15 protein-coding genes are annotated in these 17134 nt (G+C 35.9%); all 15 read left to right on the top strand.

The features are described 5' to 3' along the window. Positions 1 to 2 precede the first annotated feature (2 nt). The 15 genes from PPOP_RS04590 (at position 3) to rfbB (ending at position 17131) form a co-directional block, all read left to right on the top strand. The gene (locus PPOP_RS04590; protein ID WP_006284903.1) at positions 3 to 2255 is read left to right on the top strand and encodes a glycosyltransferase; all 2253 of its coding nucleotides are present in this window, start codon (positions 3 to 5) and stop codon (positions 2253 to 2255) included. Further along, a complete protein-coding gene (locus PPOP_RS04585; RefSeq protein WP_006284902.1) occupies positions 2252 to 3844 on the top strand; it encodes a glycosyltransferase in 1593 nt (530 codons plus the stop codon). Before PPOP_RS04590 ends, PPOP_RS04585 begins: the two co-directional genes overlap by 4 nt. Before the next feature lie 12 nt (positions 3845 to 3856). Further along, positions 3857 to 4438, top strand: coding sequence for a hypothetical protein (locus tag PPOP_RS04580; RefSeq protein WP_006284901.1), 582 nt, complete (start codon positions 3857 to 3859; stop codon positions 4436 to 4438). A gap of 75 nt (positions 4439 to 4513) precedes the next feature. Next, a complete protein-coding gene (locus tag PPOP_RS04575; protein WP_148277827.1) occupies positions 4514 to 7183 on the top strand; it encodes a glycosyltransferase family protein in 2670 nt (889 codons plus the stop codon). A gap of 49 nt (positions 7184 to 7232) precedes the next feature. Next, entirely contained in the window at positions 7233 to 8816 is a 1584-nt protein-coding gene (gene rfbH, locus PPOP_RS04570; RefSeq protein WP_006284899.1) for a lipopolysaccharide biosynthesis protein RfbH, read from the top strand. Next, positions 8813 to 9610 carry a glucose-1-phosphate cytidylyltransferase gene (rfbF, locus tag PPOP_RS04565; protein WP_006284898.1) on the top strand — a complete coding sequence of 266 codons (798 nt, stop codon included), beginning with the start codon at positions 8813 to 8815 and terminating at the stop codon, positions 9608 to 9610. The genes rfbH and rfbF overlap by 4 nt, the downstream gene beginning before the upstream one ends. Continuing rightward, complete coding sequence (rfbG, locus tag PPOP_RS04560) at positions 9580 to 10674, top strand: CDP-glucose 4,6-dehydratase (protein ID WP_006284897.1); 1095 nt, start codon at positions 9580 to 9582, stop codon at positions 10672 to 10674. The genes rfbF and rfbG overlap by 31 nt, the downstream gene beginning before the upstream one ends. A gap of 31 nt (positions 10675 to 10705) precedes the next feature. Beyond that, positions 10706 to 11584, top strand: a complete 879-nt coding sequence (locus PPOP_RS04555; RefSeq protein ID WP_006284896.1) for an NAD-dependent epimerase/dehydratase family protein — start codon at positions 10706 to 10708, stop codon at positions 11582 to 11584. Positions 11585 to 11599: 15 nt separating this feature from the next. Then, positions 11600 to 12382: a transketolase gene (locus PPOP_RS04550; RefSeq protein WP_006284895.1), complete on the top strand. Its 783-nt coding sequence runs from the start codon at positions 11600 to 11602 to the stop codon at positions 12380 to 12382. A 1-nt stretch (position 12383) separates the two neighbouring features. Further along, positions 12384 to 13301: a transketolase family protein gene (locus PPOP_RS04545; protein ID WP_006284894.1), complete on the top strand. Its 918-nt coding sequence runs from the start codon at positions 12384 to 12386 to the stop codon at positions 13299 to 13301. Positions 13302 to 13318: 17 nt separating this feature from the next. Then, positions 13319 to 14287, top strand: coding sequence for a glycosyltransferase family 2 protein (locus tag PPOP_RS04540; RefSeq protein WP_042227437.1), 969 nt, complete (start codon positions 13319 to 13321; stop codon positions 14285 to 14287). A 47-nt stretch (positions 14288 to 14334) separates the two neighbouring features. Beyond that, positions 14335 to 14709, top strand: coding sequence for a GtrA family protein (locus tag PPOP_RS04535; RefSeq protein ID WP_234399675.1), 375 nt, complete (start codon positions 14335 to 14337; stop codon positions 14707 to 14709). An 81-nt stretch (positions 14710 to 14790) separates the two neighbouring features. Beyond that, complete coding sequence (locus PPOP_RS04530) at positions 14791 to 15534, top strand: sugar phosphate nucleotidyltransferase (protein WP_006284891.1); 744 nt, start codon at positions 14791 to 14793, stop codon at positions 15532 to 15534. A 15-nt stretch (positions 15535 to 15549) separates the two neighbouring features. After that, positions 15550 to 16098, top strand: coding sequence for a dTDP-4-dehydrorhamnose 3,5-epimerase (rfbC, locus tag PPOP_RS04525; protein WP_006284890.1), 549 nt, complete (start codon positions 15550 to 15552; stop codon positions 16096 to 16098). A 10-nt stretch (positions 16099 to 16108) separates the two neighbouring features. Next, positions 16109 to 17131, top strand: a complete 1023-nt coding sequence (rfbB, locus tag PPOP_RS04520; RefSeq protein WP_006284889.1) for a dTDP-glucose 4,6-dehydratase — start codon at positions 16109 to 16111, stop codon at positions 17129 to 17131. Positions 17132 to 17134: the final 3 nt, after the last annotated feature.

Below are 17134 nucleotides of genomic sequence, written 5' to 3'. Positions count from 1 at the left end.
TTATGAGAAAGAAAAGAATAATGTGGTTGTTGAATCATGATACGCTGAGTAAATTTGAGTTACCTCTTATTAGAGACTTAGGGTATGAGATTTTTACCCCCAAGATTGCGATAAAAGAAGTTTTCCAATCTAGTGGATCAGTTACTTATAATTACGACAAAACACTTTCAATTCCAATTGAAGATCTAAACCAACTAAATGAGTACGATTTTTTTACCCATACCAATAATATGCCTTTAAATATTAAAAAGATAATAAATACTCATTTTGCTACAGCCATAACATATACAGATACGACCTTCGCAATTCTCCGCAAGTTAATTTATAATTTTGACGGCGATATTTTTTTTCGGGCATTTGGACTTGGACCGCTACCATTTCAAAACTACACTCAATTAATTGATTATTACTTTGAAGAAAGTGAAAAATACAAGTTAAAACAAATCAGTAATAGATTTTGGTTTTCTCAATGCTACGCTAACATTTCTGAGATAGAACATGAATTCTATAAAGAAAGAACAGTCTTCATGCCTCTAGGTCTTCCATCTGAATTTTATAATATAAAAGATGAGTGGTATGGAAGTGAGGAGAAAATTCTGTTCTTCTGTACAAGAATAAAACACGCTCCTGCATCTGAACAGGTCTATCGTGAGTTTAAAAAGGATTTTAAAGGTTTTGATTATATAGTGGCAGGAAACCAACCCGTCCCGGTAGATGATGACAAAGTAGTAGGATTTTTAGAAAGAGAGGAGTTAAATGAATTATTCAAAAAATGTAAAGCGATGTATTATCATTCTACCGATCCACGTCATTTGCATTATCATCCACTAGAGGCGATGATCGCAGGTATGCCAGTAATCTATATGGATGGAGGGCTCCTTAGTATACTGGGTAAAGGAAAGAGACAATCAGGATGTTGTAAGGATATAAAGGAAGCTAGAATTAAAATTCAAAGAGTGTTTTCTGGTGATACTCAATTAATAGAGGATATTAAACAAGATCAACAAGGAATACTTTACAATTTCTCATATGAGTATAATAAATTGATGTGGGAAAACAACTTTATTCCTATTATCGAAGATTCGAATAAGTGGTTGGATAAATCATACATCCGATCAAAGTCGATAGCCATTTTTAATTCAGAGAGTCATTCTGGAAAACATTATTTAGATTACAGCAAAATGGTAGATATCATTAATGAGAGTATCAAGCAAGTTAATCCATTAAATAGAGTTATTTTTAATAATCAATATGATGAAATGAATAGAGAACAATATCCATTACAGTGTTCAACCGAAAATATTGACTTAAGGGAGTATACATTAAAAACGATATCATCGTTAGAGACTTCAGGCTCATTAGAATTAATGTTCGTTCATGAGCCAATATGGCATAGTCAGTACGTTATCCCGGTAGATCACGCACAAAATTTTGTTGATGCTGATTATTGGTTATTTTTAGATGACAGTATTGACAGCCCTATAGCACCTATAAAACCTTATGGTTTTTTTGTTGAGACTCTGGCAGACCGTTTTTACGGTGCTTTATCAGATAAGAGAATTTATAACCTTAAGAACGCGTCATTTATTTTGACAAGCTCGAAAACTACTAAAATTGATTTGGTGAAATATCTAGGAATCGATGAGAAATTAATATTTGTCATACCATTCCTTTTCTCAACACCTAAAAAAAGTGAGAGATTATCGTTAAATGAGGATTACTCACTAATCGAAGCAGATTTAAATAAAAGGACTGAATTAGAAGTATTAATTAAAAATATTAGTGATTACTATAGTTTATATCAAGATAACCAAAAAATTAAGGTATGTCTTAGTAATTTTTCTGAGAAACGTGATCAAGAGTATGTTGATAATATAATGAAAGGCATTATGAAGACAGATTATTTGAAAAATAATATTACACTCCATGTGGATGTAGGGGTTAATGAATACAATGCCTTATATGCACACGCTTTGCGTATAATTATTCCACATCATATTCGGGGCGTTTTTTTTAAGTTTGCTAAAGCAATGCAATTTTCAAAAAAAATGATTGTGAATAATTATCCGTTTTATAAAGATTTCGAAGAGATCTTTGGGAATAATGTACAGTATGTTAAATTTTTGAAGCAAGGGCATGCACTTATGAAACTTCTTTCAGATTTTTCTCAAGTAGAGACTGCGAAGAATGATATACACGATATAAAGAGTACTGATATAACGGAAATATCTGAATTGTGGAGGAAAATACTGTGAGTAAGACGGGCATTTTTTTAGGTTTTCAACCAGGCACGAAATTAACGGCAGAGGGGATAGGAAGACTTCTTGCATTTATTCTAAAAGAAAATGGAAAGGATAATGAATCTATCATAATACTTTGTCCCTTTTGGCTGAAAGATCCTATTAATGATCTACTTAAAGACAATAAAATACCAACTGATAAATTTGAAATCTTATCTACTGGAAATGTTCCTATAGGAGTCAAAATTAAAGAGTGGATAAAATCAAAAAAGAGTAAGAAGAGAAAAAAACCTGGACATAAAATAGTTCAGAAGCTAATACAGCAAGTTATTGGATTGCTGAGAACTAGTATCACAGAATTCCTCAGTACTTCATCATGGTATTTAATAACAATAAAGTTGTTTTTATATCTGGCACTATTACTAGTCTTGTCACCACTTTTATTGTGTTTGATAATGCTATATTATATCTATTTTGTGATTCGATTAGTTGCAAATGCAGTTAAAAATATTGTAACTAAAACTCCTTCAATAGAGTCCTTGAAGAACATCAAGCTGCTGGTAGTATCGAAATGGCAAGGAAAAATCTATCAAAGTGTGTTAGAAAATGAACTTAGTAGACTTGTGAAGAAAGTAAATGCCCGAGAGGATATTGGTGTCTGCTTGATTCCATCAATGATATGGCCACAAATAAAGGATCTTAAAGCGAAAAAAATACTTGCTGCGCCGGATATAGTGTTTTACGATTTTCCCACACAATTTCCAGGAGTGAGTGGAACACATTCTAGAATACGTCAGTGCATAGATGTAGCAGATCATTTAATTTGTTATAGTGAAGCTGTTAAGACACATCATCTAGTAAATAAATGTGGTGTTGATCCGGAAAAAATTACAGTGATACAACACGCAAACGTAGATATGAGGGGGCATTTAAAAGTCTCAAACTCTGTAGAAAAGTATTTTAGTATTACTCAGAATGCTCAACAAATTGTTAGAAGATATGTAAGAGCGTATCTATCACCAGGGCATGTTCTTTATAATTCTGACCTTGCTAAAATGGATTGTATTATATATTCATCACAATATAGACCACATAAGAATATTTTCAATTTAATAAAAGCAATGAAAATTCTTAACAAGAATTATTATAAAAATGCAAAGCTAATCTTAACAGGAGACATTTCCGCTAGTGTTGACATCCAGAATTATATAAACTTGCATTCATTGCAACATGATGTTATTGTTATGCCAGGTTTACCATCTGAGGTATTAGCGGCTGTTAACAAGTTGGCAAAATGTGCAGTTAATCCGACTCTTTTCGAAGGAGGGTTTCCTTTCACATTTTCGGAAGCATATTCAGTGGGGACTCCTTCAGTTATGAGTAGTATCCCTGTGGTGGAATCGGAGATTTCTATTCCTCATTTGAAAGAAATCATGCTTTTTGATCCTTATGACCCTAGTTCTATTGCAGATCGAATTGCATTTGCACTCGACAATTTTGATGAACTTTTTAAAGCTCAAGCTAAGTTATATGAAAAATTCAGTCGGAGGGACTGGAGTATTGTTGTTGGTGAATATAATCGAATATTTTGCAAATATAAGTAACAAGGTGGTAGTATGAAAAAAATATATGTAAAGTTTTTAGTTTTCTTTATCATCCTGCTTTCAGTTATAGGAGCTACAGCTACTGTTTTAGCGGATTCGGTATCAGATTTAAGCATTGTAGTCAATTCTGAAAAAAAACAATATAATAATCATTTTAATGTTGATGCACGTATTATTTTTAGTAGGAATGAACTATACAATGAGAAAGTTTACCTTTCATATCACGTTTACGATAAAGATAATAATCCAATACTATGGGAAGGTGAAAGATTTCCTATCGTTATGGGTGAAGATGGAATTGGAAATTCTAACTTCATCTTAGATATGGGAAAGCACTCTGAAACGTTAAATTTAGACAATGCAGTTATTAAATTTGATTTAGTTGATGAAAAGAATGCGTATTGGTTTTCAGGAAATCAAGAAATAAACTTTAGCTCTGATGGAATTATTTACAAGAACAATTTCCTTAAAAGAAATGTAGAATCATTTATGTCCGCAATTCATAATAGTCCAATTATTTTTGGTATTAATATGTTAATGTTAATCTCTTTTATTTATGTCCTTTATAGAATTAAGAAGCATAATTGGCTGTAATGTGTTTTTCACAATAGTGTACAGTTTAATGTAGAGTTTATACATTAGTGTTGTTCGAGAGAGAGGTTAACATTAATGGACAAAAGGAGAAAAATATCTAATGTAATTATTTTTTTGTTATTTTGTGTAGTTGTTTCACTCGTTTATTGGGGATCAATAAGTACTACTCTACTAGTTAGTGGAGACGGACTAACAACATTGAGTTCCAAGGTTTTTTGGAGTGACAGTGTAGCAAATAGAGAATTACCATTATGGAACCCGTTTTCAGGAATCGGGATCCCTTTTGCGGCAGATATACAACAAACGGTTTTCTCGCCCTTGAACCTAGTATTTATTTTATTTGATAGTGTCACAGCATTTAACTTATTTCATATCCTGCAATTGACATTTGCTGGTTTTTTTATGTTTTTATATATCAATGAGCTATTTGATAAAAAATACGTAGGGATACTAATCGGATTTATTTTTGCATTCAGCTCCATGATTGGGGGGGACCGAATTGAACATACGACTATCATTACAACAATAATATTTTTTCCATTAATACTATTTTTTATGGAGCGATTTAAATCTACTGGGAAAGATAATTATCTAATTTACGCTGCACTAGCGATGGCAGTACATTTTCTTAGCGGCTTTACTCAAATTGTAATCTATTTTGATATTATTGTATTTGTTTACTTTAGCTATATTTGTAGGACTATAGGTTTTTCGTGGAAAATGTATTTCACTAAACTGTTCAAGTGGATAGTACCGTATGCATTATTATGCTCAGTACAAATAATTCCAACTTTGCAATTGATGATTCAGTCTGGTCGTGATGAAGTGCCGTATCAATTTTTCTCAGTCCTCTCTTTTGATATTAGAATACTTGTTATGATGTTATTTCCTTATATATATTTGAACAAGCATGAATCTTTTGGATTATATGCCTCTTCAGGAATTGATATTGAAATTTATATCGGAATAATATGCGTAATTTATTTGCTCTATGCGATAAGATATCATTATAGAGATCGATTTGTTCAGTTAATGATTGGAATAATGACAGGAGCATTTTTATATGGAATGGCCCCTAGTATACCCCTTATTGGAAAATTGATATACAATATACCTGTTTTGGGATCTTTTAGAGTATCCGCGAGGATACTGAGTGTTTTTTTACTCTGTGGACTTGTATTATGTGGATATACGATAAGCAAGTTAGATGAGAAAATGGAAGTGAAACGATTACTGAAATTTAGTGTTTATTTCACTATTCTAATTGTAGGTAATGCAGTAATCGTGGCATCGATATTTTCACAACCAAGTATTTCTGATGAACTTTCAAAGTACTATGTATGGAACGGGGAAGTGTTTTTTTCTGTAGTTACTCTGTGTCTACTAAATGTTGTATCTCTATTTTTGATGTACAAGTATGCAAATGAAAAAAAATATATAAAGCAAATCGTATTGGGATTCCTTTGCTTAATTACTATAATAGATGTAGGAAAGTATAGTATTGTTAAAAATAAGTATCCTGCCGAAGATATCCTACATGATACTGCTCCTTCACAGATACAAGAGTTAATTAAGGAAAGTCCGAATTATCGTTCTTTTGCGCTAGTGAAAGCTCTTGAACACTATGATAATCGGTTAAGTCTCTCTAAAGTTCAACGTGGTACTATTGCGAGAGCAAATTATTATAATAACTATATAACGTTTGTAGATGAAAAACTCAAAAAATATAATATAGATGAGACATTGTTGTATCCAAAAACTATAGATAATCTCAAAACCAGAAATGATCTTATTTCCATGATGTCTATTAAATATATTTTGGATGCATGGGATCAAGAATTGGAAAAATCTATCCTTATTAAGGACAGTGAAGTTGGAATTTTAAGAGAGTCCAACATACAGATACCAAATCATAATTCACAGTTATCAGTTATATCATATCCAATCGAGTTGGAGCCTAATTCAACATATAAAGTAAAGTTGAAAATGAATACGATAAACTCACCTTCGTTGTTCTATGTCGATTTTTATAATGACACCTATGATCACCCTGAGCAAGATGGACATTTTAATCCTATTGTACCAGAAACGAAGGATTATAGCGTGCTCATTTCAACCGGCGATGAGGTTCCGACCAATCAAGTTTATTTTAGAATTGTTTCACAGTCTACAACGGATATCGTAGTGGATGATTTATCAGTTAGTAAAATGAGGACAGTAGAGGCTTATAAGCAGATTGCCGACCAAGATGGTGTTGTAGTATATGAAAATAGGTACGCCAAGCCTATTCTATATGTTCCCAAACATGTGCAATCTATTGATTCTTATGAACCTCTTTATATTGGTGATAATGAGTCAAGGCTGGATGAAAGCAGTTATATTAAGGATTTCGGCAAAAATATTGACTTAACCCAAGTGAATACAGAGATATCCGATCTGAAACGGGAAAATAACAGTGTAACAGCGACTATCATATCGGATAAAGCTACATTTATTAATCATGCGCAATTATCATATCCGGGTTGGAAGGCCTATGTTGATGATGAAGAGGTACCTATTTATAATGTGAATGACTTAATTCAAGGTATAGAAGTTCCAGAAGGGACTCATCTGGTATCATTCGTATTTGATCCTCTTGATGTAAAAATAGGAGCGATAATTTCTTCGTTAGGGATTTTATTATGTGGTTACTACCTTTTTTATAATCGAATAGCACCTATTTTCCATAGAAATAGACGCGAATAGGATGTATAATAATGTAATGGTTAGTTTTTTTTAACAGGAAAGATATGGGGTGGAGAAGTTGAAACAGAGTAGTGTGGTAAGAATCAACAAAACAAATGAGCTTGGTGTTGTTGTAGGTAGCTCTGGTGAAGAACTTTATGTTTTAATACTGCAAACAGAGATTGTGGGGCCATTTCTTGATAAATATCATGTTTATGTAACTGTAACTGACAACGGTGCTTTGCTAGTAGATATTAGAAGGAAACAGACGGTTGCTATCCATGAAGCTGAATGGGTATCGGAAATTCCTACTGCGGATTATGAAAAAATTGTAAGAATGGATATTTTATCGAAGGTAGAAAACTATTATGAGTTATTTCATTCGGATCGTAATAAACATTTTGATGCGGAGAAGACAGCAATTTCGTACGGTGGCCGAATCTTTGACGAAAAAGAGATGCGTAACCTTGTCGACTCATCGCTCGATTTTTGGTTAACTGCTGGAAGATTCAATAAACAATTTGAAAAAGAATTTGCTGAGTTTCTCGGTGTACGATATGCATTGCTTACCAACTCCGGGTCTTCAGCTAATCTTCTAGCATTCTCTGCCCTTACTTCTCCTAAATTAGGAGATCGCCGCGTTATGCCAGGTGATGAGGTAATTACCGTAGCTGCCGGATTTCCGACTACTGTAGCACCCATTATTCAAAACGGAGCTATTCCTGTGTTTATCGACGTGGAACTTGGCACATATAATATTATGGTCGATCGTATTGAAGAAGCGATTACCCCGAAAACCAAAGCTATTATGGTGGCGCATACTATGGGGAATCCGTTTGAGCTTGATAAGGTAATGGAAATTGCAAATAAATATCATTTATGGGTTGTCGAAGACAATTGTGATGCGCTAGGCTCTACATTTAACGGTAAGTTAACGGGCACCTATGGTCACATTGGAACGTCTAGTTTTTACCCCCCCCATCACATGACTATGGGGGAAGGTGGAGCGGTTTATACGAATCATGCTTTGCTCAAAACGATTATTGAATCCTTCAGAGACTGGGGACGAGATTGTTGGTGTCCTTCTGGTTGTGATAATACATGTAAGAAACGTTTCGCATGGGAATTGGGATCCCTTCCGAAAGGGTATGATCATAAATACACATACTCCCATATCGGTTACAATTTGCGTGTAACCGATATGCAGGCTGCCGTTGGTATAGAACAGTTGAAAAAGGTTCCTTCATTTATTCAGGCAAGAAAGAATAACTTCAATCGCTTATATGAAGGATTGAAAGAACTTGAACCATTTTTCATACTACCAAGGCCTACGGAGAACTCAGATCCAAGTTGGTTTGGATTCATCTTGACTCTCAAAGATGATGTAAATTTTACCAAAAACGAAATTGTAGATCACCTTGAAAAGAAACGTATTCAAACTCGAATGCTATTTGCGGGTAATCTTATTCGGCAACCCGCCTACCAGCATGTGAATTATAGAATTCATGGTAATCTAACGAATACGGATAAAATAATGCATGATACTTTCCTAGTAGGTGTTTATCCTGGACTAACAAACGAAATGATTGACTACGTAGCTAATACAATCAAACAATTTGTGATAAATAAACAAAGTGAGGAAGTGACAACATGAAAGTCGTAATTCTCGCAGGTGGATATGGAACACGAATTAGCGAGGAATCTCATTTAAAGCCAAAGCCTATGGTTGAGATTGGACAGAAACCGATATTATGGCATATTATGAAGTTATATTCTAACCACGGCTTTCATGACTTTATTATTTGTTTAGGATACAAAGGGTTTTATATTAAAGAATACTTTACACATTATTTTCTTCATGAATCTGATGTTACGTTTGATTTCCGTAATCATAATCAGCTCATTACGCATGATCATACTGCCGAACCTTGGAAAGTAACACTAGTGAATACGGGGCTGGATACAATGACAGGTGGGAGAGTGAAACAGATCCAAAAATTTGTTGGGAATGAAACGTTTATGATGACTTATGGTGATGGGGTTTCAGATGTAAATATATCTGAGCTTGTGGATTACCATAAATTACACGGAAAACTCGCAACTGTTACATCGGTTCAACCCAATGGCAGATTTGGTGCTCTGAAATTGAGTGATAGTAATGAAGTTCTAGGGTTCCAAGAAAAACCCAAAGGGGATGGTTCTTGGATTAATGCTGGTTTTTTTGTACTGCAGCCTGAGGTATTTAACTATATTTCTAATGACTCGACCATCTTTGAGAGAGAACCGTTAGAGAATTTGGCTAAAGATAATGAATTAATGTGTTTTAAACACGAAGGATTTTGGCAACCTATGGACACTTTGCGTGATAAAAATTACTTGGAAGAACTTTGGAAGATAGGAAAGGCCCCGTGGAAAACATGGGATTCGGAAACGGTGAAGGCAAAATGATAAATACTAGTTTCTGGTCAGGGAAGAAAGTTTTTTTAACCGGGCATACTGGATTTAAGGGGACTTGGCTTAGCTTATGGCTAAATTCCCTTGGGGCAAAGGTAAGCGGTTACTCGCTTCCGCCTAATACAAAACCAAGCTTGTATGAACTTTGCAAGACTGATAAAATTTTTGAAAAAAGCTATATTGCGGATATAAGAGATAGAGAAGCAGTAACACAAGCATTCAACGAAACAAATCCAGAAATTGTGATACACATGGCAGCACAACCCTTGGTCAGAGAATCGTATATTTTCCCTGCGGAAACGTATGCAATTAATGTGATGGGGACAGTAAATTTGTTTGAGGCAGTAAGGCAATGTGATAGTGTTGTTAGTGTACTTAATGTAACAACGGATAAGTGTTATGACAATAAAGAATGGGTATGGGGCTATCGAGAAGAAGAACCTTTAGGTGGCTATGATCCATATTCAAGTAGTAAGGCATGTTCTGAATTAGTAACAAACGCATATCGTAATTCTTTTTTTCATATGAATAAATCAGGGAAAGTTGTTTCAATCGCTTCCGCGCGTGCAGGGAATGTAATCGGTGGTGGTGACTGGGCGAAGGATCGTTTACTACCTGACTGTATGCAATCTTTGTTAGTGGACAAACAAATAAATATTCGAAATCCGCTATCTATAAGACCGTGGCAGCATGTTCTTGAGCCCCTAAGCGGATATTTAACTTTATCGCAAAAATTGTTTGAAGAAGGTTCGAAGTATGCAACAGCATGGAACTTTGGTCCACACGATGCTGATGCTAAACCGGTTGAGTGGATTGTAAAATCATTGTGTGATAAGTGGGGATCTGATAACGGTTATCGTATTGACCCAACTGCTCACCCGCATGAAGCACATTATCTAAAGCTTGATATTTCCAAAGCTAGCATGGAGTTGAATTGGACACCAAGATGGAGTGTAAATATTGCTCTTGATAAAATCGTTGAGTGGTATCATGAGTATCAGAACAATGGTGATATGCATGAATTCTCACTTCAACAGATAAAAGAGTATCAGGGTTAAATATTATTTAGAACTAAGGTGATAACTCTTGATGAAAATATTGGTTACCGGGGCGACTGGATTTGTAGGTTCGAATTTAGTTAGAGCATTATTAAATCATCAATCAAGCGCTGGTATATATATTACTGCTAGAAACAATTCTGATTTTTGGAGAATAGATGACATTAAACATCGACTCCATAATATCTACTACCTGAATTTAGATGATAAGCAAAAAGTAAATCAACTTATAGAATCATTAAAACCAAATATAATTTATCACGTTGCGACTTACGGAGGATTTACCTATCAAGCTGATCAAGAGCAGATAATAAAGTCAAATTTATTGGCAACTATGAATTTGCTTGATGCAGCGGTCGCCAATAAAGTTAAGCATTTTATAAATACTGGTAGTTCTTCAGAGTATGGCATTAAGGATAAACCTATGAAGGAATCCGATGTTTGCGAGCCGGTTAACTTTTATGGGATAACGAAGCTGGCTGCAACGAATTATTGTGCGATGCTTGGGAAGCAGAGTGAATTTACTAAAGTGTGTACACTGAGGCTGTTTTCACCTTACGGTGAATATGAGGATTCATCACGTTTATACCCTAGTATTGTGAAAGCTCTACGAAGTGACGAGCCTCCTAGATTATCAAGACCACACTCTGTAAGGGATTTTATACCGATAGATAGAGTGGTTAACGTTTATCTGCAAATCATTAATGCGCAATACAACTCGGGTGAGATTATAAATGTTGGTTCAGGTGTGCAACAGAGTATTGAACAATTCTATAAACGTATTGCCCAACAATTGAATAAAACAGATATACTACCAATTTGGGGAGAAGCTCCTCCAAGACCGAATGAACCTAACGTGTGGGTGGCAGACACAGGGAAATTGAATAGAATTCTAAATGTCATTGAATAGATTAGGAGTTTGAAGATGACTACAAATCGTATTCGTAAATCTGTAATCCATATGATGCACTATTCCAAGTCTTCCCATATTGGTACATGTTTATCTATTGTTGATATCTTGTACGTCCTTTACTTTAAAGTGATGAATATAGACCCTACTAACCCTAAGTTTGTCGATCGAGATAAGTTTATTTTAAGTAAAGGGCATGGGGGAGCTGCATTATACGCTACACTAGCAGAAAGAGGATTTTTTTCAAAAGAGTTTTTGGACCAGTACTATATCAATAACGGTATACTTCCGGGTCATTTAGATATGGAAGCCGTTCCTGGGCTTGAAGCTTCTTCCGGTTCATTGGGCCACGGACTCTCTATTGGAATTGGAATGGCTATCGCCAATCGTCAAGTTAATAATAAAGGAAATGTATTCGTATTGTTGGGTGATGGTGAATGTAATGAAGGTTCGGTGTGGGAGGGAGTTATGCTTGCTTCTACCTTACACCTTACTAACCTAACAGCTATTGTGGATTATAATAAATTACAAAGTTTTGGGAAAACAAACGAAGTTATAAATCAAGAGAATATGGTGCAAAGATGGCAAGCTTTTGGCTGGGAAGCGGTTGAAGTAGATGGTCATAACTTACAAGAATTGGAATATGCGTTTCGAAGCCCATCAAGCAAACCTAAAGTCATTATCGCAAACACCATTAAGGGTAAGGGTGTTTCCTTTATGGAAAATAAGCTTGAGTGGCATTATAAATCTCCGAACGATGATGAAGTGAAAATTGCACTGCAGGAGATTGGTGAATAAGATGAGAGATACATTTATTAATGAATTAGTACAGATGGCTAGTGAAAATGAAAATATTTATTTAATTACACCAGATATGGGCTTTTCTATTCTTGAAAAATTCAGAGATCAATTTCCGGATCGCTTTTTAAATGTAGGCATAGCCGAGCAAAATGCAGTAGGTGTAGCAGCGGGTTTAGCACTATCCGGTAAAACAGTATATGTGTACAGTATTATTCCTTTTGTGACGATGCGCTGTTTTGAACAGGTAAGAGTTGATGTAGCGTATATGAATACGAATGTAAGATTAGTGGGAGTAGGCGCAGGTTTTTCCTACGGCCCGGCTGGTGCAACACATCATTCTACTGAGGATATCTCTATTATGAGGTCATTACCCAATATGACAGTATGTTGTCCGGGTGACCCTATTGAGGTACGAGCAATTGTTAAGGAAAGTGCAACATATAAAGGGCCGATGTATATTAGATTAGGTAAAAACAGAGAGCCAAATATTCATGCTCAAGAGGCAATTCTCCAAATAGGAAAGGCAGCCGAAATAACGCATGGTGAAGACTTGGCTATAATTACAACAAGTAATATGTTGGAACAAGGTTATGAGTGGGTAAAGAAATTAAATGAATATGGAAAGTCAGCGACATTACTGAGCATGCATACGATAAAACCTTTCGACAAACAACCAATAATTAATTTGATTGAGCGAGGAATGTCTATAGTATCATTGGAAGAACACAATGTAATTGGTGGTTTATCAAGTGCTGTGGCTGAAGTTATTGCTGACCGTGGCTTAGCTGTAAGGTTCAAAAAAATTGGAGTGCCGGATGTTTTTTCACATGCTGTAGGAGACCAACAATATATTAGAAATAAGTATATTTTGGATGGGGACAAGTTCCAAGAGATATTAGCTTGGCTGACAATATGAAATCTAGGGGAATTATAATGAAGAAAATAAGCATTGTAACGCCTTGCTATAATGAAGCAGAGAACGTTGAAGAACTTTATCAGCAAGTCAAAAAAGTATTTGATGATTTACCTGGTTACGATTATGAACATATATTTATTGATAATGCCTCTAAAGACAAAACGGTTTCAATCCTAAAGGAGATAGCAGCAGTTGATCACAATGTGAAGATTATTGTAAATGCTCGAAATTTTGGACATATTCGCTCTCCATATCACGCATTACTTCAAGCCGATGGAGATGCAGTAATTTTATTGGTAGCTGATTTACAGGATCCGCCTAATATGATTAAAGATTTCATTTTGAAGTGGGAAGAAGGTTATAAAGTTGTTTTAGGAGTGAAGACTCAAAGCCATGAAAGTCCTGTCATGTTTGCTATACGTAAAATGTACTACAATTTTATAAATCGTGTCTCTGAGATTGAATTGACTAAAAATAATACGGGGTTTGGTTTATACGATAACAAAGTTATTGAAATTCTTCGAAAGATTGATGATCCATATCCGTATTTTAGAGGATTAATCTCCGATATTGGTTTTGAAAGCTATAAAATTGAATACGTACAGCCAGTTCGTAGACGTGGAATCACCAAAAACAACTTTTATACGTTATATGATATTGCTATGCTAGGAATAACTAATCATTCAAAAATTCCCCTAAGATTAGCTGCAATGTTGGGATTTTTGATGTCTGCATTGAGCCTGCTAACGGCAGGTGGATATTTAATTGCAAAGTTATTTTTTTGGAGCTCATTTACATTAGGGATGGCTCCATTAGTAATAGGATTATTTTTATTCTCTTCGGTTCAGCTATTCTTTATTGGGATAATTGGGGAGTATATTGGTTCAATCCATACCCAAGTTTTAAAAAGACCGCTAGTTGTAGAAAAGGAAAGAATTAATTTTGATGTGTCAGATATATCACGGGAAGAATACATCCTAAAATAGGAAAGCTATTTTAGTAGAACACTTGAGGATATAGGAGTATACTCGATTTGAACAACCAGTTCTTTAGGTTTTTATTTGTTGGCGGTATTAATACTATATTTGGCTATTGCATATTCTCTCTATTACTATTTGTTGGCGCACACTATTCAGTGTCATCTTTTGTATCTACGATAATTGGTGTATTTTTTAATTTTAAAACCACTGGGAGCATTGTATTTAAAAATAATGATAATAAACTGTTATTCAAGTTTTTTATTTCATATGGAATAACATACTTAATAAATTTATTATTACTAACTCTTTTAAAGAAGTATACAAGCATGTATGTTGCCGGAGCAGTATTACTACTTCCAATGGCAATAGTATCTTATTTTTTGAACAAACGGTTTGTTTTTCGTGAAAGAAGAAGAGGGCAAAAATAGTAACCAATTTAATTTTTTTGTGTAGTGGCAAATACCAAATCATAAGTAATATGAATTATTGATGAGTTGGGGGATTCATACATGAAAGGTATTATTCTAGCAGGCGGGACGGGTTCTCGTCTGTTTCCTTTAACAAAGGTAACTAATAAACACCTTTTACCAGTTGGTAGGTATCCGATGATATACTACGCTATCCATAAATTAAAGGTAGCCGGTATTGTGGACATTTTAATCGTCACTGGCAAAGAGCATATGGGCGATGTCGTTAACCTTCTAGGCAGTGGCAGTGAGATGGGAGTCTCTTTTACCTATAAAGTCCAGGATGAAGCCGGAGGTATTGCACAAGCTCTTGGCTTAGCTGAACAATTCGTAGGTGACGATCAAATGGTCGTTATTCTGGGGGATAATGTCTTTGCAGATGATATTACCCTCTATGTAGACAAATTTCGAGCGCAAAAAAAGGGTGCCAAAATACTTCTTCAGGACGTTCACGATCCGATGCGTTATGGTGTAGCAGAGCTGAAGGGCGATCATATTATCTCGATTGAGGAAAAGCCGCAAGAACCTAAAAGTAATTACGCCGTAACAGGTATCTATATGTTTGACTCCATTGTGTTTGATATTATCAAAACGCTTAAGCCATCGGGCCGGGGAGAACTTGAAATTACTGACGTAAATAATGCTTATATAAAGCGGAATGAGCTTACGTTCGATATTCTTCAAGACTGGTGGACGGATGCTGGGACCCATGTATCGCTTGCGCGTGCCAACGAACTGGCCAAAAATATTACGTTCGGTGAAGAGTTCGAAAAATTAAAACTGTAAGGAGAGAGGGAAGTAATGAGAGTAGAAACATTATCTCTGTCCGGCGCTTATATTATAGAACCGGTGATCCATGGTGACCACCGGGGCTTTTTTATGGAAAGCTATAATGAGGAGAAATTAAAGGAACAGGGGATTTCATTTAACTACTTTCAGGACAACCAATCGCTTTCTGCTCAAGCAGGCGTAATTCGAGGTTTGCATTATCAGCTTCAGCCTAAGGCTCAGACGAAGCTTGTTAGGGTGATTTCTGGAGCAATCTATGATGTCATTGTTGATATTCGTAAAAATTCGCCGACATTTGGGCGGTGGGTTGGGGTAATTTTAAGTGAATATAATCATCGCCAGCTTTTGGTTCCTAAGGGGTTTGCCCACGGTTTTTGCACGCTCGTCCCTAATACTCAAGTATTTTATAAAGTGGATGAGTATTACACTCCAGATTACGATCGAGGTATTTTATGGAATGATCCGGAACTGGGGATAAATTGGCCAACATCACATCCCATTCTTTCCGACAAGGATAAGGTGCATCCTGTCCTCAAAGAGGCAGAAATCAATTTTGAATAGGAGAAGTCTCATGAAACTACTCGTAACTGGTGGCGCGGGATTCATCGGAAGCAATTTTATCATGTACATGTTGAAGCAGCACCCGGACTATAGAATAATCAATGTAGACGCATTAGCCTACGCCGGCAACCTTGAGAACTTGAAGGATATTCAAGGTAATCCAAATTATCGTTTTGTTAAAGCAGATATTGCCGATGCCCAAGCGATGAAGCAATTATTTAGTGAGGGTGAGGGTATTGACGTCGTTGTCAACTTTGCGGCAGAATCCCATGTCGATCGGAGTATTCTTGACCCTGAAATCTTTGTAAAGACAAATGTATTAGGAACACAAGTGCTTCTCGATGCTGCCAAAAAATATGGTGTCAAAAAATTCATCCAAGTGTCGACAGACGAGGTTTACGGTTCACTTGGAGAAACGGGTCTTTTCACAGAAACTACTCCGCTAACACCTAATAGCCCGTATTCCGCTAGCAAGGCTGGAGGAGATCTCCTTGTTCGAGCCTACCACGAAACGTTCGGGCTTCCTGTCAACATTACACGCTGTTCAAATAACTATGGACCCTATCAGTTTCCTGAAAAGCTGATTCCTTTAATGATTGCCAATGCTTTGCATGACAAGCCACTCCCGATTTATGGGGACGGGCTTAATATCCGCGACTGGCTGTACGTTGAGGATCATTGCAGCGCGATTGACTTGGTTATTCATAAAGGCCATGATGGTGAAGTGTATAATATCGGCGGGAATAATGAACGGACGAACATTCACATTGTTAGAACCATTCTTGAACAGCTTGGAAAGCCGGATTCGTTAATCAAGTATGTGGACGACCGCTTAGGGCATGATCGCCGTTATGGAATTGACGCGACCAAGATTACGACGGAACTCGGTTGGAAGCCGAAGCACACCTTTGAGACAGGGATTAAAGAAACAATTGAATGGTACTTGAACAATCGAACATGGTGGGAGAGAATACAGTCCGGAGCCTACCAAACATATTATGAAAAACAATACGGGAAACGGCTGGAGGAGTAAGGT

This window comes from Paenibacillus popilliae ATCC 14706 (genome assembly GCF_000315235.1).
In the GTDB taxonomy this organism is placed as follows: domain Bacteria; phylum Bacillota; class Bacilli; order Paenibacillales; family Paenibacillaceae; genus Paenibacillus_B; species Paenibacillus_B popilliae.
This window is presented reverse-complemented; position numbering and strand designations above follow the sequence as displayed.